The following is a 20,957-nucleotide window of genomic DNA, read 5'->3' as shown; positions in this document are numbered from 1 at the left end:
GATGAACAGGGTTTTAATTAAGAATGCCAAAATAGTAAATGAAGGGGTGATTTTTGAAGGCGATGTATTAATTGAGAATGACTTAATTGTTGAAATTTCAGAAAGTATCAGTGCCAAATTCTCAGATTGTAAAATTATTGATGCCGAAGGGAATTATCTGATTCCTGGAGCTATTGATGATCAGGTGCATTTTAGAGAGCCGGGACTTACGCATAAAGGGGATATTGAATCCGAATCCAGAGCTGCAGTTGCAGGCGGAATCACTTCGTATATCGAACAACCTAACACGGTTCCAAATGCGGTTACCCAAGAAATATTAGAGCAAAAATATGAATTGGCTGCACAGAAATCGTACGCGAATTATTCGTTTATGATGGGCGCAACCAATGATAACTTGGAGGAAGTTTTAAAAACAAATCCGAAGAATGTGGCCGGAATCAAAATATTTTTAGGTTCCTCAACCGGAAATATGTTGGTGGATAATGAAGCAACACTAGAAAAAATATTTTCCAGTACACCCATGCTTATTGCGGTGCATTGCGAGGATGAAACTACAATACAAAACAATTTAGCGAAATACAAAGAAGAGTACGGAGAGGATGTTCCCGTTACGGTGCATCACCTGATCCGAAGCGAGGAAGCGTGTTATATTTCGTCTTCCAAAGCCGTTGCTTTAGCTAAGAGAACTGGTGCTCGCTTGCATATTTTTCACCTTTCGACCGCCAAAGAAATGGATTTGTTTACCAACAAAATCCCTTTGGAAGAAAAGAAAATCACTGCCGAAGTTTGCGTGCATCATTTATGGTTTACCAATGATGATTATGCCACAAAGGGCAATCTGATTAAATGGAATCCTGCGGTAAAAACGGCAAATGATAGAAAAGTGCTTTGGGAAGCTTTGCTGGATGACCGTATTGATGTGATTGCTACAGATCACGCGCCACACACTTTAGAAGAGAAAAAACAATCCTATTTGAATGCGCCTTCCGGTGGTCCACTCGTTCAACATGCTGTTGTAGCAATGTTTGAAGCGCACCATCAAGGAAAAATTAGCGTGGAGAAAATTGTTGAAAAGATGTGCCACAATCCGGCTAAAATTTTCAAAATAGAAAAGCGTGGTTTTATCAAAGAAGGCTATTATGCGGATTTAGTTATTGTAAATGCAGGTTTGCCTTGGAGCGTAAAAAAAGAAAATATTTTGGCTAAATGTGGTTGGTCTCCATTTGAGGGCTTTACTTTCAAATCCAGAATTACCCATACTTTTGTCAACGGACAATTAGTGTACACCGCTTTTAAAGTGAAAGATATTCGTGCAGGAAAACGTTTATTATTCGAAAGATAAAATTTATCAGATGAAAAAAATCATACTAATTTTAGCAGTATTGGCGGTCTTTGTAAGTTGTAAAGAGGAAGTAGTACAAAAACCGGAACGTCTTATCGAGAAAGACGTGATGCTTGATGTGATGTATGATTTAGCTGTTTTGGAAGCAATAAAATATCAAAATCCAGTCTCTTTGGATACTTTTAAAATAAATCCAAGAGACTTTATTCTAAAAAAATATAAGATTGACAGTCTTCAGTTTGCTAAAAGTAATGTGTATTACGCATCAGATTATGAAGATTACAAATTGATGTTTGAACAAATTACAAAGCGATTGGATGCTAGTAAAAAAAGCGCCGATTCATTAGTGAATTTGGAAAAAAAGAAAAAGAAACCGGTTCTTCAAAACAATAAAAAACCTGCGCCAATTGCTGGTGACACTACAAAATTGAAATAGAAAAATTGCAGATTTTTACAATTTCGAAATGTCTTTTATGTAGTGGTGAATGTCGATAAAATCAGTTTTCAAGAAATCTTTAATCTTCTGATTTGAATAGGTGTTTTCCGAATAGGAAGCTCTTGCAGTGGCTTGCGATAATTTTCTCTTTTGCTGAAAAACATTTGAAACAAACCAATCTAATCTCCAGAGTATTTCCATAAAAAAAGGTTTTGCATGAATTTCAGGTCGTTTCACGTCGAGTGCATCAGCCATAGCATTCAAAATGTCACGAAAAACACTGTTTTCTGCAATCAAAGTAAAGCGTTCGTTTTTGATTTCGCTTAGCATCAATTGATGCGCCATTCGGACAACATCAGTAACAGCAACAAATCCTGTGGAACCCATCGTGTAAAATTTTAATCCATTTTTTACTTTTGTAAAAAGTTGTCCGCTTCCTTGCTCTCTAAAACCTGGACCAAGAATAACGCCCGGATTTACAATTATTACCTCTAAACCTTCTTGTTGTCCACGCCAAATTTCCATTTCGGCGCCATATTTAGAAATGGCATAATCATTATGGTACTTTTCCGGATTCCATTCGGTTTCTTCGGTAATGAATTTTTCATGAGGCAGTAAATCGCCCAAAGTGGCAATGGAACTTATAAAACACAGTTTTTTTATTTGATAGGCGATACTGAAATTCACAATATTTGCTGTGCCTTCAATATTTGTTTTTCGCAATATATCTTCATCCTTTGGATCAAAAGAAATTAAAGCGGCGCAATGATACACAGTGTCAATATTTTGAAAGGCGATTTCTAATGAAGGGACTTCAGTAATGTCTGCTTGAATCCATTCGATTTGCTCGAATAATGATTCCTTTTTGTACATGGAGAACAGCGACTTGGTTTTGTCTATCGAAGCTACATTTCGATAAATGGCGCGTACTTTTTCACCATTATCAATTAAATGAAGCAATAAATGTGCGCCTACTAAACCGGTTCCTCCTGTGACTAAAATCATGCTACGAAAATACGAATAATTTTTTTCGAATAACCTATTAAACAAATAACCTAATCCGCAATAAATTTTATCTTTGTGCACACGAAGCCTAAAAGGCTGAATTGACGAAAGTAAATTGATTAAAAAGATGAAGAATTTTATTGAAGAAGTAACTTGGAGAGGAATGCTCCACGATGTTATGCCCGGCACAGAAGAACATTTGATGGAACAAATGCGTGTGGCGTATGTGGGAATTGACCCAACTGCCGATTCATTGCATATAGGACACTTAGTTGGCGTGATGTTGTTGAAACATTTTCAGCTAGCGGGACACAAGCCATTAGCGTTAGTGGGTGGTGCAACAGGAATGATTGGTGATCCGTCAGGAAAATCGAATGAAAGAAATTTATTAGACGAAGCGACTTTGCGTCACAATCAAGAAGCTATAAAAGGACAATTGGCTCGTTTCCTGGATTTTACTTCTAATTCGGATAATGCAGCAGAATTAGTGAATAATTACGACTGGATGAAGAACTTTTCTTTTCTGGATTTTATTCGTGATGTAGGAAAACATATCACGGTAAATTATATGATGGCGAAAGATTCTGTGAAGAAACGTTTGTCTTCTGAAGCTGCCGAAGGAATGTCATTTACAGAGTTCACCTACCAATTGGTTCAAGGATATGACTTTTTGCATTTGTACAGAGAAAAGAATTGTACGTTGCAAATGGGTGGAAGTGACCAATGGGGAAATATCACCACCGGAACCGAATTAGTGCGTAGAATTGCCAGTGGAAAAGCATATGCGTTGACTTGTCCGTTGATTACAAAAGCGGATGGAACCAAATTTGGAAAATCAGAGGGCGGAAATATTTGGTTGGATTCAGCCAGAACTTCTCCATATAAATTTTACCAATATTGGTTGAACACTTCGGATGTCGATGCGGAAAAATATATTAAGATTTTTACTTTTTTATCCAAAGAAGAAATCGAAGTTTTAACTGAAAAACATAGAGAAGCACCACATTTACGTTTATTGCAAAAACGTTTAGCCGAAGAAACTACGGTAATGGTACATTCAGCTGAAGATTTAGAAAATGCGATAAAAGCATCGAATATTTTGTTCGGAAATTCAACTTCAGATGATTTGAAACAATTGGACGAAGCGACTTTTTTAGATGTTTTTGATGGCGTTCCTCAAGCGGAAATCAGCAGAAATGAAATCGAAGCGGGAATCAATATTGTTGACGTTCTAAACGAAAAAACTGGATTTCTGAAATCAAATGGTGAAGCAAGACGTGCTTTGACGGCTAATTCTATTTCAGTTAATAAAGAAAAAGTGGCCGAAGATTTTGTGCTTTCGAACAAAGATTTAATCAACAATCAGTTTGTACTGTTACAAAGCGGAAAGAAAAACTATTTTGTGGTGAGAGTGGTTTAAAGAACCATCAAATTACAACCTCTAATATCAGAATTATCAAAACGTCCCAATACCTCGAAAGAGTTGTTGGGATTTTTTTTGCCCAAATCTTGCGTGGCAATAAACGAACAGGAATTGATATTGGCCAAATCGATTACGTTGATTCCGCCCGTTTTTCCGTCTTGAATATAGGTTAAAGCATCTTCGGTGTCGCGAACGAGGATTTGTATCCAAGATGGGCATTCAAATACGCCGTTTCCTAAAGAATACGCTTGCGAAAGCAATTCAGTCATTCCGTATTCAGAATGTATGGCCGAAACGCCAAAACCTTTACACAATTGTTCGTGTAATTCTTCCCGAATCATTTCTTTGCGTTTGCCTTTCATGCCGCCCGTTTCCATAATAATGGTATGCTGCAATTGAAACTGGTGTTTTTCAATTAAGTCCAATAAAGCAAAAGTTACACCAATCAAAATGACATTCTGACCCGCTTCATCTAAAGCAATAAGCTTGGCAATCAGTTCGTCGTGATTGTGTAGGTAAAAACCACTTTCGGGATGATTGGAAAGTTCAATTAAATCCTTGACCATGTAAATTAAGGAAGAGCCTTCTCTTTCCAGATAGGAGGGAAGTAAAGCTAAAACAACATAATCTTCGATATTGCCATAAAATTCAGAAAATCCTTTTCGGTAGCTTTCTTCATATAAAGTAACATCGGTAACCAGATGTTTGCTGGTTATCATTCCGGTTGTACCGCTGCTGGTGAAAGTTTCCTGAATGGGATTAGTATTCGAAACCACCTGATGACTCTTAAAAAACTGAATGGGTAAAAACGGAATCTGTTGTAGCGATTTTACTTTGTGAGGATCTGTTTTTAAAAAATCGCAAAATTCCTTGTAGACCAAGTTGTTTTCGTATTGAAAACGAAACACTTTCAAAGCAATTTTTTCAAAGTGTTTTTGACTGGAAATAGCAAATATATCGGAGGCTGTGATCAAGATTTTTTTTGCAAAAGTAATCAAAATTTTAAAGGCAAACCAAGAACAGAATTGGATTAATAGGAAGCCCGCTAGTGGTTCAATTGCAAGAAGTCACAAAAAAAGCCCCAATTGCAATTGGAGCTTTTATGATGTATTTTTGAAATTATCGGATGATTAATTTTCTGGTCGCTGATGCTTCTTTTTCATTAATTTTTATGATGTAAACACCAGAAGACAGATTAGAAACATTTAATTCTCTTGAGCTTATCGTGGTTTGAAGTACTTTTTTTCCTAAAACATCAAAGATAATTATTTCTTTATCCAAGTCGTTTTTCGTAGAAATGTAAACTTTGCCATTACTCACAGGGTTCGGGTACAAGCTTAAACCTTCTATAGTAGCGGTTTCTTGTGTTCTTGGCTGCGGTTTAGTTTCCTGAGCACTAACGTTCAGAGAAAAGAAAAGAACCAATAAAGTAATAATATAAAAGTAGTTTTTTGCCATCAGATTATTTTGAATAGTAAATATACAAAATATATTTCAAAAAGCATACCAAAAAAAACATCCTGATTGCTCAGGATGTTTACTATAAATGAATTGGATTGTTTATTACAAATTTGATAATAAATTAACGCCATCAACAATTGCCCAAGCTCCAGGAGTCAATGCAGCTCCAGTTGCTGTTGTGCTAGTTGTAAAGTTACCCGTTGGAAAAGCTACTGAAAATGAGCTTGCTCCTGCACCACTCAAAGGTGTGCTATCAGCGATTTTAACATTTAACAATTTTATTTTTCCAGTAAGCACTTGGTTTGTGTTTGTAGCGGCATCTTGTATTCTAATTAAAGTAGCATTAGTAGTTGTAAATCCTGAAATTACAATGTTAGAATATTCTCCGTTACCTTCTTTTTTGAATTGAATTGCGTCGTATTCAGCTGCTGAAGATCCTCCTTCAGTTACTGTTCCTGCAGCTCTTCTTAAAGTAATATTAGAAACTTTAGGGAAAAATGCATTGTTTACACTTTTAGCTTCGATTTCCATTCCAAAATTTCCTGCTCCAGTTTGATAAGCATACCAGTTGGTGTTTGCTTGACCTTGCCATCCATCTTGCCAGTCAAAAGAATCATCTGTGTTTCCGTAAGAAATTAGGTTTTTTGCACTTACAGTTCCTCCGTAAAATTCAAATCCATCATCAGCACCTTTGTAAGCAACAAGATTTTCTAAAACAGTTCCAGAACCTACTGAATAGAATGAGAAACCATTCATCTCAGAATTTCCGTCAAGGATTTTTTTACCTGCATATTCTACTCTTACATATTTTAATGAACCACCATTATGTGCTGCATTCGTTCCACCGTAAACGATATTTGTTCCATCTTCAGAAGTTGCGCTTGTAATAGGCGTTCCGTCAGCAGTTTTTCCTGAAACAATTGGAGCATCACCAAACATGATTATACCACCCCAAGAACCTGCTGTTTTAGATTTTTCAGTGAATACTACTGGTTCAGCAGCTGTTCCAGCAATATTTAATTTCCCGCCATTTTCTACTAATAAAGCATCTGGACCATTTGATGCATCAGCAGTAATAACTGAACCAGCTTCAAAAGTTAGTGTAACGCCAGTTTTTACTCTAACGGTACCGCTTAATGCATAAGTACCTTTTATGTACGTTTTTGATGCTGTAATTTCACCTGTGATATCACCTGTTGCAGTTGGAGGAGTAGTCACTACATCGTCGTCACTTGAAGTACAACTTGTAAAAACTAAGCTTAATAAGGCAAGGCTGAATACTAATTTTTTCATTTTTAATGATTTTAAAATTATAGTTTTTTTTGTTATTTATTATATTCAAAAGTACATCGAGTCTCCTTTAATTTGGTTACGTAATTGTTACTAAAGTATTATATAACAATCAATTTGATGTAAATTTTGTGTTACTTATGTAAACAAAAAAAGAGCTGTGTCAGCTCCTTTTTTATCAATAATCTTATTATTTAAAATGTGTATCCTATGTTAACAGAGAAACCAACACCTTTTTTGAATTCTCTTAAAACTAGCGAGTCTTCAGTAATATTTATTGTGCTTTTGCTTCCTAACTCTTTTTTATAACTTGGATTCAAAATGTTATCTACTCCAAATTTAAGTTCAATACTTTTCGAAATAGAGTTGGTCCAGATGAAATCTAATTTACTGAATGATTTTTCATAAATGTGATCAATTCCTGATGAACCCACTGCGAAAATTCGGTCTCCATAAACGTTATATACTAATGTCATCGAGTTTTTCCAATCTTTTCTCAAAACGAAATCGTATTTTAAATCGGAATTAATCAACCAGCTTGATGCGCCTTGTAATTTACGGTTGGTGCCATTCTCTAATTCGTTTCCTTGTTTAGTAGGATCTACTTTTACATCCGTGCTCATCAATGAAGTATTAAGACCAAAAGAGAAATTAGAAAGCGATTCACTGATTCTGCTCAATTGCAAAAGCATTTCTATTTCGGCTCCAAAAATGACTGCTTGTTCTGAGTTTTTGAACGTTGTAATTTGACCACCGCTATTTGCAGTTGGTTTAAAAACTCTTTCAATTGGATTGTTAATTACTTTTCCAAACACTCCTACAGCAAACATTTCTTTACTGTTTGGAAACAATTCATATTTGAAATCAGCATTGTAATTCTCGCTGTCCTTCAAATCTGGATTTCCACTTTCTGAAGTTCCATCTGGATTGATGTAGTTTATTGGTAACAACTCCATTGCAACTGGTCGTGTGATAGTTTTTGCCAATGAAAGTCTTAAATTGCTATTTTCATTTAAAATGCGTTTTGCATTTACAGATGGTAAAATATCCAATTTGTCATCTGTTTTTTTGCGGAATGCACTTCCAAAGATATCACCTTGGTTTCTGTATTTTATAATACGAGCAGAACTTTCGGCTCTAATTCCTGCATTCAAATCCCATTTTTCACCAAATTTCATGAACAAATTGAAATATCCAGCATTAATAAACTGATTCAGTTTGAATTTGTAATCTCCGTTAGATTCTTCCTGAACATAAACAATTCCGTTATTGATATCTTCGTTGATGTTTTGGCTAATAGTATTTAAATCGGCAGTATAGTTTTTCTCAATATTTCTTCTTCCAGAGAAAAAACGGTATGAAGATTCCATATCATTCAGCGAACTGTTGTAACCAATAGACAATACATTAGGTTTTTCGCTGTCTCCAAATTTCAAATTATACTCTAAAAGTGAAGAGAAATAAAAGTTTCCATTTACATCCAGGAACTGACGGTTTAAATTATTACCACCGTACGTCATGTTGATGTCGTTTTCGTTTTCTTTAACACCAGTGATAAATTTTCTGTCCGGTTGCTGAAACGAAGTTTTTACATAAGAACCTCCTGCTTTTAAACTATGTTTTCCATCTTCAGTTAATTTGTAATCCCCGTACAATTGTGTGTTCCAATACGTAGATTCTTCATATTGATTTAATCGGATAAGGTTATTTGTTTGATTTGCCAAACTATTTGTGTACCCTAACTGATCTTGAATTCGGCTTTCAGTCGCTTTGATTAAAAACGTATTGAAGTTTAAATTGAAACGGTTTGTTTTGTATTTCATTCCGGCTAAACCTGAAAATGTAGTGAAATAACTGTATTGAGTATTGTACAAATTATTATCGTAATTTCCTTGACCAAGATTGAAAGTTCGGTCTACACCTTCTCTAAAAGTGTATTTGTTGTCAAAATTGAATGACATGATATAACTGATATTATCTTCATTCTTAAGAGTGAATTTTTGTGCGTGTAAAAATCCAATGCTGGAATTCAAAGGACTTTGTGTGCTATTTACATCCCATGATTTGTTACCAAAACCATTCTCGTATTCAGCTGGAGAAAGTTTTTGACCACTTGGAACGGTTCCAAAAATACTTGGAAGAGCTCTGTCATTTCCTGTAAGTCCTAAAGTTCCTTTAGTTGAATTTACTTCATCTGAAAGAAGGAAATCCTTAAGATTATTGTTAGTGGTGTACCCAAAGCCAATATTCAACTTCGTGATGTTTTTTGGTTGAGGTGTTTCAATGTTAACGGTTGCTCCGGCAAAATCCCCTGAAATATTAGGATTGAAAGTTTTATAAATATTCAAAACCCCAACAACATCAGTAGGAAATAAGTCTAATGGAATAATTTTTTTGAAAGGACTGTTAGATGGTGATTGCAAATCGTTAATCAATAAATTATTATAACGGTCTTCTAATCCTCTAATGAATAAACCTCTACCATCAACTTTAGTAATTCCGGTAACTTTAGTCAAACCTTCCTCAACATCACTAACTCCTTTACGAGCCATTTCTTGTGAGCCAATACTTTGCTTGATAACCACCGCTTGTTTTTGGTCTAATAATAATGCGGTTTCCTTTTCTCTGCTAAAAGTAGATCTCACCACAACATCTTCTAACTTGTATCCAGCAGAACCTAATGCTTGATTTATAGTTACCGTTTCATTTGCAATTACCGTTACGGGAACCTCTACAGATTCGTAACCTACAAAACTAAACTGTATTGTGTAGTTTCCAGGAGCTGCAGTAATAGAGTATTTTCCATCGATATCTGTGTTGGTTCCAATGCTAGTTCCTTTAATAAGAATGTTTGCAAATGGCAAAGATTGATTGTTAGCATTTTTATCTGTTAAGATTCCTGCTATGGTTCCTTTATTCTGTGCGAAAGAAACAGCGGTTATAAATAACGTTAAAAATATTAATTTGAATTTCATTTGGTTTAATTTTTTTGCAAAGTAACGCCTGAAATGTAAAATGTAAGTTACTGGCTTGTTACGGTTATGTTTTGTTTTAGGCACTAAAACGAACCTAATATTAAATTACCGTTAACAGCTTTTCAATACCCCATTTATTGTTACATTTACAATTCAAAAACAATTTTTGGCGCTTTATGAAGAAAAAACACACGAAGATTCTATTAGTAGACGACGAACCGGATATCTTAGAAATTGTAGGGTACAACCTCTCTCAGGAAGGATATCAAATCTTTACAGCGGCCAACGGGAAAGAAGCTGTAGCTAAGGCTAAAAAGGAAATTCCAGACCTTATTATAATGGATGTTATGATGCCAGAAATGGATGGAATGGAAGCTTGTGAAAACATTCGAAAAATTCCAGAACTCAGCAATGTCCTAATCACGTTCTTGACTGCCAGAAGTGAAGATTACTCCCAAGTTGCAGGTTTTGACGCTGGTGCCGATGATTACATCACAAAGCCCATCAAGCCTAAATTATTAGTCAGTAAAGTAAAAGCCCTGTTGCGCCGATTAAAAGAAAAGGAGCAAAACAGCGAGACATTAAACGTAGGCGGAATCGAAATCAATCGCGAAGAATACAAAATTGTAAAAGATAATGTTGAAATTGCTTTGCCAAGAAAAGAATTTGAACTGTTTTATTTATTAGCTTCAAAACCAGGAAAAGTATTCAAACGCGATGAAATTCTGGATAAAGTTTGGGGTAATGAAGTGGTTGTGGGCGGTAGAACAATTGATGTTCATATCCGTAAACTACGGGAAAAAATTGGAGAAGATTTTTTCAAAACAATAAAAGGTGTTGGGTATAAGTTTGAAGTATAAATGACAATAAATTTTAAAAAAACATATCGCTTTGCCGTAAAGTCGGCGCTATATATCACCCTTTTTTCTACCGGATTAGTTGGTTTTCTTACCCATTTGTTTTTTACCTTTTCCTACCAGTTTTGCTTATTTTTCGCCTTTTCAATTGCTACTTTCTCCTTTGTTGTGATTCAATATCGGGTGGAACGTTTCATTTATAAAAAGGTAAAAAAAATATATGATGACGTTTCTTTATTAGAATCAAGCACTTTTAGAAACCAGCCGATAACAACGGATATGGCGACACTTACTCGTGAAGTCAAGAAGTTTGCAACCGATAAAAAGCTGGAAATTGAAACATTAAAAGTCCGTGAAGAATATAGAAGAGAGTTTCTTGGAAACGTTTCTCACGAACTCAAAACCCCACTTTTTATGGTTCAAGGGTATTTGTCAACTTTGATTGACGGAGCCATGAGCGATAAAACAATCCGAAAAAAATACTTGGAACGTGCCGAAAAAGGTGTGGAAAGACTCATCTATATTGTCCAAGATTTAGATATGATTTCCAAACTGGAAATTGGCGATTTGAATTTAGAAATAGCTGAATTTGATATTGTTAAACTCGTTCAAAATGTCTTTGATTTGCTCGAAATGAAAGCTTCCAAGAAAGATATTTTGTTGATGTTTGACATGAAATACAACAAGCCGATTATGGTAGTTGGCGATCAGGAAAAAATCCAGCAAGTAGTGATGAACTTGATTGTAAACTCCATTAAATATGGAAAATTAAAAGGTTCAACCGAAGTGAGCATCGAAGATTTAACAGATGAAAAAGTAATCGTTCGTGTCACGGATAACGGAGAGGGGATAGAGAAAAAGAATATTCCCAGACTTTTTGAGCGTTTTTACAGAGTAGATAAAAGTGGAGCAAGAACCGAAGGAGGTTCTGGATTGGGATTGTCAATTGTAAAGCATATTATCGAAGCTCATGACGAGAAAATTTACGTCGACAGTACATTTGGCGTAGGTTCTGAATTTTCTTTTACACTCGAAAAAGCCAAAACGACTAAAAAATAACTTGAAAAAATACAATTTAATGCCATAAAACCGATTTATCTGAATCGGTTTTTTTTGTAATAATTATAAACTATTTTTCAAAAACCTCAAATAAATTAGTCCAGTCAATTTTAGAATCCAAGCGCGGTAGCCCTTTGTAATCCTGAATTTCTTCAATGTTTTCCATTCTAAAATCACTTTGATTGGCATAAGGAACTAAGCCTTCTTTTTTTAATTTTTTAGCTAAATATTCCTGTTCGTATTGTCCTGGTGTTGGAATGAAAAATGCTTTTTTTCGCAATTGTGCAAGATCCATTATTGTAGTGTAACCGGAACGGCAAAGGACCATTTCACTTTCGTTAAAAGCCTGTTCGAGTTCGCTAGAATTCATGAAATTGTAATAGGTTACATTTTGTTTCACAACAATTTTCTGTTCTGATTCTACATTTCCTTCAATAAAAATAGCATTTCCTTTGAATCGCATGATTTCGTTTTTCAAATGGTTTTCCAGTATTCCTCGTTGAGGTTCAGGACCGGAGAGAATCACCAGTAAATCATATTTTTTGGGTAATAGTTTCTTTTGGAGTCGGCTCAAAGGTCCAATATATTTAGTTTTGAGACTCAGGCTTTCAATATGACCTAATTTTCCGGTCAAATTTATGGAGCCTTCAAGATCCGGCACCCAGCATTCTGTATACTTTTTTATAATATATTGATGTACTTTACTCGTTATCCAGGTCGTGTTTCCAGTCATGACATTCAACTGATGGGTGATAAACACGGATGGGATTTTCTTGCTGTAAACTCCCAATCTGTTATCCGAAATAATACCGTCTATTGCATATTGTTCAATCCAGTTTTCAATTATTTTTTTTTCTTCTAAAATTGCTCGGACCATTTTGGGACCATTCTGTATCAATTTCCATTTAAAATTGGCGCCATTTTTAGCATATTCTATTTGGTAAGAGGGAAGTTCGAGTGTTTGCACAACGGGGAATTCTTTTTTTAGTAACGCCAATGCAATTCCATCGGATGCAATTATAGGAGTGTAATTATTTTCTAATAACGCTTTAATGATGGGAATACAACGAGTAGCGTGACCTAAACCCCAATTTAATGGTGCAATTAAGATAGTCTTTTGTTTCAATTTCAAATCCATGTGCGATAAAAAGGTTCGTTGTTTATAATTTGAAAGTTAGGAAATGAACCCGTTTCGCATATTTCTAAGGCATTACCAAACCATTAAGTTATTTCATTAAAAATAAGCTCTCAATTGCATGCTTCCGGTATGAATGGCTTGACTTGTTTCGCTTTTCCGACCCTGATAATTAAAGTTTATGTCTAAAAATTGTGTTATGTTTTTTTGCAAAAGTAATCTCCAAGTCAAATTTTGCCCCGTTTGTAATCCCTCCAACATTTGAAATCCTACCGAAGAGAATTCATTTCCTTCGAACTTATTTTGGTAAAAAGAAACCTCTCCATTCATCGTGAATTTTTTTGTACCCGAATAGGAAAAGGCAGTTCCAAAACGGTTTTGCAGCAGCGTTTCCGAAACTCCAATCTGATTTTCTTTCTTTTGCAATTCATAAAAGAGATCCCAACTAGTATTCTTGGAAAATAAATAACTGATTTTTGGTGCCAATTGATAACCGCTGATGTCGTAGTTTTTCTCCGGGAAATTCTCCGATTGAATGGCGGTTTGGATCGTTTTGGCAAAAAAACCAAACAGCCAGCTTTTCTGGTACAAATGGTTGTACTGCAATTGATGGGAACTATTGGTAGCTTCCTGCGAACCGATGGATAACAAGTTTTTCGTTTTATTTTCTAAATAGGAATACGTTGTAGAATGGTTTTGTTTTCCTCGATTGTAAAATAAACTGTTTCTTAAACTGGAATTCAATCCCAGCACATTTTCATTGGAACCGCTGAACGGATTTAATTCAAAATTGTCTCCATCACTTCTCGTTTTTCGGTCGATTATAAAGGCGGTTTGATTGTAGAAATAGGAAAGTAATTTCTTGATTCCTGTTTCATTTTGCCATTGATTTGGGTTTAAAGTCACGGATTGGGAAAACTTATTTTGATGTGTTTTTATATAAATCCGATTGGGTAAAAATATCCGGATGAATGTCGCTTGGTCGATAAACGGAGCAACTTCAAACTCCTGTAATTCCTGAATCCCATTATCATTATAATCATTCCAAGTGTAAACGCCTTGTCCGGCGGGCACTTCCAGATACGTAAATTCCTGTTGCGGAATGGTTCCTGAATTTGTCTCGTAAACCGTGGTGCTTAAGATTAATTGATTAAAAAAACGATCCGTGTACACAATTCTGGAATTGAATGTGGGTTCTTTTTTTCGTCTGGCATCCACGAATTCTAAGACTCTGTAATTGGCAAAGATGGACAAATCACTTTTATTGGTTTGAATCAATTTTGATTTCAGCATAAAAGTCTGGGACGAATTTACACGCTGAATTAAACTCCCAATACTTCGGTTTTGCAAGCTGTCATTGGTTCTTCTTAAATAACCTAATTCTACAAAAACCTTGGTACTGTCACCTCTTCCAGCGAATAAACCATACTCTGTAAATTTTTGGCTTAAAGCCGTAAACTGATTTGTTGTTTTATTTTTTTCCTGATTGTCCTCTAAGCGCAAGCTGGAACCAACCCAATTTTTATCAAAATGGAAACGCATCTGAGATTGGTTTCTTAAAAATTTGGAAGATAAAATAGGTGCGTCACTTTTTAGGAAACTTCCTTGATTTTGAAAACTCCAATTTTTTACTCGAAATAATCCATTTAAAATATGCCTGCTACCCGAAAAATTTTCAGAGAAATCCAATTTTTCAAATTGGTACAATAGTAATCCTTTGTTGGTGGATTTTGGTTTTGGATTCAAATCCAATTGTAGTCCGGAAACTAATAGACTTTGATTTCCAATGCCAGCAGTTCCTAAGTTCCAGTCCCTGTCAAATTCGATGTTATAAAGCCGCTCCACTGATCTGAAATTGTTCTGAATAAATTGATAATTGGCGAAAGCATCCATCTGCCATTTTTTTGAAAAAATACGCTGCTTGGCATTTATTTTTCCAGCCAGACCTTTATTATTTGCATCATCAATATTTGAAAATAAATTTTTATCATTATTGCTAATACCAATTTCAAAATCAACAGCTGTTTTTTCATCAGGGTTGTATTTTCCTAAAAAAGTGGCTACTTGTACTTTTGTAGGTGCAATAAGTTGAATTATGGGTTGATAATTTCCTTGCGGAATCCCGTTTACTGGAGCAGTATATTGATAAACTCGGGTGATTGTTGCTGAATTTGTCACAATATAATTTCCGTTATTGGCTCCTACCAAAGTGAATCGAACATTGAATAATTCCTGTTGTGCGTCATTTGAATATTCGAAAATTTCAACGGCATCAGCAGTCGTTTTTCGATACAGTACTTTGTTCTCGGAGTAGGAATCTGAATATGCAGAAGGCGCAGTCATTAAACTAGAATTATCTCCGGCATTGACTAATATTTGGGCTTGTTCTTGTGACAAATTCTGTTGTAAAGGCTGGTTTTTCAAGTCATTTTCCGAATATAAGTAGCCACCAAAACTCCATTTCTTGTTGTCATGCGTGGCTCCGGCGTAGGTTACAAAACGCGTGTAATTCCTGTCAGAATATTGGTATTCTATAGCAATTCGCATTTCGGAAGTGATCGTAAATAACGGTGTAAATACAATTTCACCCGCATTGTAATCTATCGTATAGTCATTATTTTCGCCTCGTTTCAGTAAAATCCCATTGACATAAACCCGCTCTGAACCTGAAACCACCAGAACATATAATTCACCATTTTGCCCTTTTAATTTGTACGGACCTTGATTGCCCTCTTGTCCCACAATATCACTTTTGGCATATTGTCCCCGGACTAATGCCGCAGATGCAAATACATTCGTTTTGTTTTCTTCGGTTCCAAAGTTGAAATTTGTTGCCAGTCCCTGTACTTTTTTATTGAAATTTAGGAATTGGGTATTCCTATTTTCCAGAAAAATATCACCCGCACGGATATTCCATTCATCGCTGAATAATTCCATGAAAACATTGTCAAACTGATCTAGTTTTTGAGAATATCCGCCATCTTGCAACGGAATATTACTGTCTTGAATGGAGGCTCTTAAACTTACTTTTTCGGATATTTTTCCGGTGATTTGCAAGTCTAAATTGGAGTTCAAAACAGCATTTTGATTATTTCCTATAGTCACGCCACGCGTAATGCTTCCGGAAGTGTTCAAACCGTCAAAAGGTACGTTTTTATTGGTGTTTTTATTTCCAATAGCGTACAAATCGCCTAATCCAGCTTCATTACTCACCACTTTGCTGGGTTCGTAGATTCGGTATTCTTTAATCAATAACTCTGGAAATTTTAAATACTGTAATGTGAGGGAATCCGAGCTGAAAATGCTGTTTTCTTTTAAAAGTAAAGTTCCTTTAGCAAAATTTACTATAAATAAAGTACTGTCAATGCGTTTGCCATTGGCGTCAAGCAAATTGAAAAAACTAGAATTAATACTTTCTTTTTCAATGTAAATCGTATCGCGCGAAGGAAGAATTTTTTTGGTTTTGTACAGCGAATTTATTTGCTGTGCATGAAGCCCAGAAAAACAACAGAGTAGAATCCAAAAAAGTAATTTTTTCAACATAGATACTATAACTCGAAAGTATCAAAAGTAGTATTTATAATTTGATAATCAGAACTTGCGTAAGGCAGAAAATATCGGAAAAAATAAATAGTAATTGTGTCAATTCTAGCTCTTGTTTTTTACTTAAAATAATGAAAAATGGGAATCAAATTTAATTTCGATTCCCATTTTTTTATACTTGATAAAAAGTGTTTACACTTCTTTTGTCACGACTTGCATGGTTTCACGACTGACTTGTTTCAATAGAACTATTTTGTTTTCTTCGACAGTTTGTGCTGCTTTGTCATCAAAATGTCTAATGGTATACAAAGTTACATTTTCATTAAATTCAACTTTGAATTTTTTCGATAAAATGGCATTTAACGCTTTAAAATTATCGAATTTGTCCTCCACACATACCGAAAAACTAATCGCTGAATTCTGGATTAAATTCACCTTTATTTTGAACTGGTGAAACAAAGCGAAAATTTCGCTGATGTTTTCTTCCATGATAAAAGAGAAATCTATGGAAGAAAGCGAAATCAAAAGTTGGTTTCTTTTGACAATAAAGCAAGGTAAATAAGGTTCTAAATCCACTCCTTTAGAAACGCTTGTCCCTTTTAATAATGGATTTATAAACGATTTTACATATAAAGGAATTTCCTTTTTTTGCAAAGGCTGTAATGTCTTTGGGTGAATAACCGTTGCGCCGTAAAAAGCTAATTCAATGGCTTCGCGATACGAAATTTGATTTAACAAACTTGCGTTTTCAAAATATCTTGGGTCTGCATTCATAACTCCGGGAACATCTTTCCAGATGGTTACACTTTCGGCATTTAAGCAATACGCAAAAATTGCAGCGGTATAATCAGAACCTTCTCGGCCTAAAGTCGTTGTGAAATTATTCTCATCTGAACCCAAGAAACCTTGTGTAATATTTAGGATTTTTCGTTTTACGTTTTTTGCGATATTCTTTTGTGTTAACTCCCAATCTACTTCCGCATCCCTATAATTTGCATCTGTTTTCACAAAATTACGCACATCCAGCCATTGTGTTTTTATGCCCATGAAATTCATGAAATGACTTAAAATAGTCGTCGATATCAATTCCCCGTAACTTACAATTTGGTCGTAAACAAAATTATAGTTTGGTGATTTATTGTGTGCTAAAAAATATTCTAAATCAGCAAATTGTGTGTTGACAGCAGCAAAAACTCCATTTTTTTCATCGTCAAACAAATCCATCAATATTTGATTGTGGTATTTTTTTACTTCTTGAACGGAAGAATTTAGCTCAGCTGATTTGTCGAAATAGTTTTTGATTACAATTTCCAGTGCATTTGTCGTTTTTCCCATTGCAGAAACTACCAGCAATACATCTTCGTAACCCACTTTTTGTAAAACGTCGTACACGTTTTTTATTCCTGCGGCATCTTTTACAGAAGCTCCTCCAAATTTGAATACTCTCATATCTTAAACAAAAATTATTCTTTCTACTTTATTTCAATTTATTCTCCACGAAATTGGTAATTCCAAGTTCGTCCATTTGCACGACATGCCAGTCACGTAATACTTTTGCACCTGATTTCTCGTAAAATTCAATTGCTGGAGTATTCCAGTCGAGCACATTCCATTCCACTCTTCGAACTTGGTCTTTTTTACCCTGTTTTAAAATTTCAGAGTACAAAGCATATCCTAATCCTGTTCCTCGCATGCTTTCTTTTACCACTAAATCTTCTAAGTGGATTGTTTTTCCTTTCCAAGTAGAATAGCGATAATAGTACAATGCGATGCCCACAATTTGTTTAGACTTTTCGTTATCGTTCGAATCGTCTTCTATTTCGGCAACAAAAACATGAAAAAGAGGAACAGGACCAAAACCATCTCGAATTAAATCGTCAACAGTTACAAGAACAGCATTTGGCTCTTTTTCGAATTCGGCCAACTCTTTAATCAGACCTAAAACAGCTTGCATATCTTGCGGATTTCCTCTTCTAATATTCATAAATTTTTATTTTAATGATTTAAAAACGCAATAAAACAGCCTTTTTATGTACTTTTTTTGTGTTTTATTCAGCAAATATACAATACTGTCAAACTAAATAAATAGTATTGAATTTGTTTTCACAAAAAAAACGATATTTGTGATGTCAAATTAACTACATCGATTTCGTAATGGAAGAACGCAACAAAACACTAGGAGAATTTATTATTGAAAACCAAAATGCCTTTCAATATTCGTCAGGCGAATTATCCCGAATCATCAACTCCATTCGATTGGCTGCGAAAGTGGTCAATTATAAAGTAAACAAAGCTGGATTAGTTGATATTGTTGGTGCTGCCGGAGAACAAAACATACAAGGCGAAGACCAGCAAAAACTAGATGTTTATGCGAATGAGGTTTTTATTCAAACTTTGATTAATCGCGAAATTGTTTGTGGTATTGCCTCCGAAGAAAATGATGATTTTATCACAGTGGAAGGAAGCGATAACAGCCATAATAATAAGTACGTGGTTTTAATGGATCCGCTGGACGGTTCATCAAATATTGATGTCAATGTTTCGGTTGGAACAATATTTTCGGTTTATAGAAGATTGACTCCAATAGGAACTCCAGTTACTTTGGAAGATTTTTTACAGCCGGGAATCAATCAGGTTGCTGCAGGATATGTGATTTACGGAACGTCGACAATGTTAGTTTATACAACAGGACATGGCGTGAACGGATTTACATTGAATCCGGCAATTGGAACCTTTTATTTATCACATCCAAAAATGAAATTCCCAACGGATGGCCACATTTATTCTATTAACGAAGGGAATTATGTTCATTTTCCGCAAGGAGTAAAAAATTATATCAAATATTGTCAGTTAGAAGAAGGAGACCGACCATATACTTCAAGATATATTGGAAGTTTAGTTTCAGATATTCACAGGAATATGATTAAAGGCGGAATTTATTTATATCCTACTAGTTCTAAAGCTCCAAAAGGGAAATTACGATTGTTATATGAATGCAATCCGTTAGCTTTTATTGCGGAACAAGCCGGAGGAAAAGCGTCTAACGGATTTAATAGAATCATGGAAATTGAACCAACAGAATTACATGAAAGAGTGCCGTTCTTTTGCGGAAGCTACAACATGGTAGAAAAAGCCGAAGAATTTATGCATAAAGCAGAATTAAGTAAGTACTAAAAACAAAAAAAGCTTCCGTTTTTGGCGGAAGCTTTTCTAAAAATTTTTGTACTACTTATTCATGTTTTTCATTTCGAAAATAAAAGTGTCTAAATCCACTTCTTTATCCACTAATTTAAGTGCTTTGTCAACGATGTAATCTACGTTTTCAGTATTAAAGCCTAAGCCTACACCAATTTTTCTAAGCATCACTTCTTGTTTGTCTCCTAAATGATGATCAACATGTACAATACGGGCTAGATCATACAAACGCTCCATTCTTTGTTCGTATAAATAAGGAGGATTGATTGGGTAATTTAAAGGATTCTCTAAAATTTCCTCATATTCTGCTTGAGAAATTTCTAATCGAACTGCCAGTTTGTCTAAAAATGCTTTTTCTTCAGGAGAAAACTTCCCGTCAGTAAGCGCTACGCGGACAATTGATGCAAAATGACCTTTATTTCTTTGTTTGAATTCGCTATCAAATAAATCTGAAAATGACATAATTATTGGTTTTATATCTTACAAAGATAAATCTATTTTTAAATTAATGATTTTATATTTTTTATATTTTTTTGTTCTATTCAATCCCTTTTGAAATGCATTTATTTAAATAATCAAATCAATCATTTTCAAAATTAATCGTAAGTTTACAAGCCCATTATCAACCTAATAAATTACCCATGTCAGAATTTTGGATTTACTTTCAAATAGGATTAAAACACGTTTTAGATATTCATGCTTATGATCATGTTTTATTTTTAATTGCGCTCGCCATTCCGTTTTCGTTCAAGGATTGGAAGCGAGTTGTACTTTTGGTTACCCTTTTTACTATTGGTCACACGATGGCTTTGATGCTTTCCGTTTTTGGTATAATTGCCATAAAAGTCAATGTAGTCGAATTATTAATTCCAATAACGATTCTAATAACGGCATTGTTTAATCTTTTTACGGCTGGAAAGTCAAGCAAGAAAGAAAGTATAAATGTGGTATTTTTTATCACGCTTTTCTTTGGAATCATTCATGGATTGGGTTTTTCAAATTATTTTAAATCAATTCTTGGCGGAGATGCAGCCTCAAAAGTTTTACCATTGTCCGAGTTTGCACTTGGAATAGAAGCGGCTCAGATTGTAGTGGTTTTTGTGGTTTTGATAGTGTCGTATATTGTTCAAACCGTTTTCAGATTCTCAAAACGCGATTGGACTTTAGTCATGTCGGCATTCATAATAGGAGTAGTGATACCATTAATTATAGAAAGTGAAATTTGGATAAGATAAA

General features: G+C 34.9%; 17 protein-coding genes. 7 read left to right on the top strand and 10 right to left on the bottom strand.

Annotated elements, in window-relative coordinates; translation table 11 throughout:
• Position 1: 1 nt before the first annotated feature.
• Positions 2–1,342, top strand: coding sequence for a dihydroorotase (locus tag DR980_RS04760; RefSeq protein WP_113634107.1), 1,341 nt, complete (start codon positions 2–4; stop codon positions 1,340–1,342).
• Between the two features lie 10 nt (positions 1,343–1,352).
• Entirely contained in the window at positions 1,353–1,778 is a 426-nt protein-coding gene (locus tag DR980_RS04755; protein ID WP_113634223.1) for a DUF4296 domain-containing protein, read from the top strand.
• Between the two features lie 15 nt (positions 1,779–1,793).
• Here DR980_RS04755 and DR980_RS04750 read toward each other — a convergent pair whose 3' ends face one another.
• The gene (locus tag DR980_RS04750) at positions 1,794–2,783 is read right to left on the bottom strand and encodes an NAD-dependent epimerase/dehydratase family protein (protein WP_113634106.1); all 990 of its coding nucleotides are present in this window, start codon (positions 2,781–2,783) and stop codon (positions 1,794–1,796) included.
• Positions 2,784–2,910: 127 nt separating this feature from the next.
• Here DR980_RS04750 and tyrS point away from each other — a divergent pair, with 127 nt between their 5' ends.
• A complete protein-coding gene (tyrS, locus tag DR980_RS04745; protein ID WP_113634105.1) occupies positions 2,911–4,203 on the top strand; it encodes a tyrosine--tRNA ligase in 1,293 nt (430 codons plus the stop codon).
• On the opposite strand, the gene DR980_RS04740 is transcribed toward tyrS, so the two are convergent.
• The 4 genes from DR980_RS04740 to DR980_RS04725 all read right to left on the bottom strand — a co-directional run bounded on the left by DR980_RS04740 (position 4,200) and on the right by DR980_RS04725 (position 9,932).
• Entirely contained in the window at positions 4,200–5,180 is a 981-nt protein-coding gene (locus DR980_RS04740) for a LuxE/PaaK family acyltransferase (RefSeq protein WP_167400538.1), read from the bottom strand. The two genes, tyrS and DR980_RS04740, sit on opposite strands and share 4 nt — an antisense overlap.
• Before the next feature lie 145 nt (positions 5,181–5,325).
• The gene (locus tag DR980_RS04735; RefSeq protein ID WP_113634104.1) at positions 5,326–5,664 is read right to left on the bottom strand and encodes a T9SS type A sorting domain-containing protein; all 339 of its coding nucleotides are present in this window, start codon (positions 5,662–5,664) and stop codon (positions 5,326–5,328) included.
• A gap of 105 nt (positions 5,665–5,769) precedes the next feature.
• A complete protein-coding gene (locus DR980_RS04730; RefSeq protein WP_113634103.1) occupies positions 5,770–6,960 on the bottom strand; it encodes a hypothetical protein in 1,191 nt (396 codons plus the stop codon).
• A 191-nt stretch (positions 6,961–7,151) separates the two neighbouring features.
• Positions 7,152–9,932: a TonB-dependent receptor gene (locus DR980_RS04725; RefSeq protein WP_113634102.1), complete on the bottom strand. Its 2,781-nt coding sequence runs from the start codon at positions 9,930–9,932 to the stop codon at positions 7,152–7,154.
• A 176-nt stretch (positions 9,933–10,108) separates the two neighbouring features.
• On the opposite strand from DR980_RS04725, the gene DR980_RS04720 reads away from it, so the two are divergent.
• Both DR980_RS04720 and DR980_RS04715 read left to right on the top strand, forming a co-directional pair.
• Entirely contained in the window at positions 10,109–10,792 is a 684-nt protein-coding gene (locus DR980_RS04720; protein ID WP_113634101.1) for a response regulator transcription factor, read from the top strand.
• Entirely contained in the window at positions 10,793–11,848 is a 1,056-nt protein-coding gene (locus DR980_RS04715) for a sensor histidine kinase (protein WP_113634100.1), read from the top strand.
• Positions 11,849–11,918: 70 nt separating this feature from the next.
• Here the strand turns inward: DR980_RS04715 and DR980_RS04710 are convergent, their stop codons facing one another.
• The 4 genes from DR980_RS04710 to DR980_RS04695 form a co-directional block, all read right to left on the bottom strand.
• Positions 11,919–12,974 (bottom strand): glycosyltransferase, encoded by a 1,056-nt coding sequence (locus DR980_RS04710; protein ID WP_244199258.1) that lies wholly within the window; start codon positions 12,972–12,974, stop codon positions 11,919–11,921.
• Positions 12,975–13,082: 108 nt separating this feature from the next.
• Positions 13,083–16,526 carry a hypothetical protein gene (locus DR980_RS04705; RefSeq protein WP_113634098.1) on the bottom strand — a complete coding sequence of 1,148 codons (3,444 nt, stop codon included), beginning with the start codon at positions 16,524–16,526 and terminating at the stop codon, positions 13,083–13,085.
• Between the two features lie 192 nt (positions 16,527–16,718).
• Entirely contained in the window at positions 16,719–17,975 is a 1,257-nt protein-coding gene (locus DR980_RS04700; RefSeq protein WP_113634097.1) for an aspartate kinase, read from the bottom strand.
• Between the two features lie 28 nt (positions 17,976–18,003).
• Positions 18,004–18,510: a GNAT family N-acetyltransferase gene (locus DR980_RS04695; RefSeq protein ID WP_113634096.1), complete on the bottom strand. Its 507-nt coding sequence runs from the start codon at positions 18,508–18,510 to the stop codon at positions 18,004–18,006.
• Between the two features lie 170 nt (positions 18,511–18,680).
• On the opposite strand from DR980_RS04695, the gene fbp reads away from it, so the two are divergent.
• Entirely contained in the window at positions 18,681–19,700 is a 1,020-nt protein-coding gene (fbp, locus tag DR980_RS04690; RefSeq protein WP_113634095.1) for a class 1 fructose-bisphosphatase, read from the top strand.
• 51 nt (positions 19,701–19,751) lie between these two features.
• Here the strand turns inward: fbp and DR980_RS04685 are convergent, their stop codons facing one another.
• Positions 19,752–20,183, bottom strand: coding sequence for a tellurite resistance TerB family protein (locus DR980_RS04685; protein ID WP_113634094.1), 432 nt, complete (start codon positions 20,181–20,183; stop codon positions 19,752–19,754).
• Between the two features lie 179 nt (positions 20,184–20,362).
• On the opposite strand from DR980_RS04685, the gene DR980_RS04680 reads away from it, so the two are divergent.
• The gene (locus tag DR980_RS04680; RefSeq protein WP_113634093.1) at positions 20,363–20,956 is read left to right on the top strand and encodes a HupE/UreJ family protein; all 594 of its coding nucleotides are present in this window, start codon (positions 20,363–20,365) and stop codon (positions 20,954–20,956) included.
• Position 20,957 lies beyond the last annotated feature (1 nt).

The organism is Flavobacterium psychrolimnae (assembly GCF_003312425.1).
Taxonomy (GTDB): Bacteria; Bacteroidota; Bacteroidia; order Flavobacteriales; family Flavobacteriaceae; genus Flavobacterium; species Flavobacterium psychrolimnae.
This window is presented reverse-complemented; position numbering and strand designations above follow the sequence as displayed.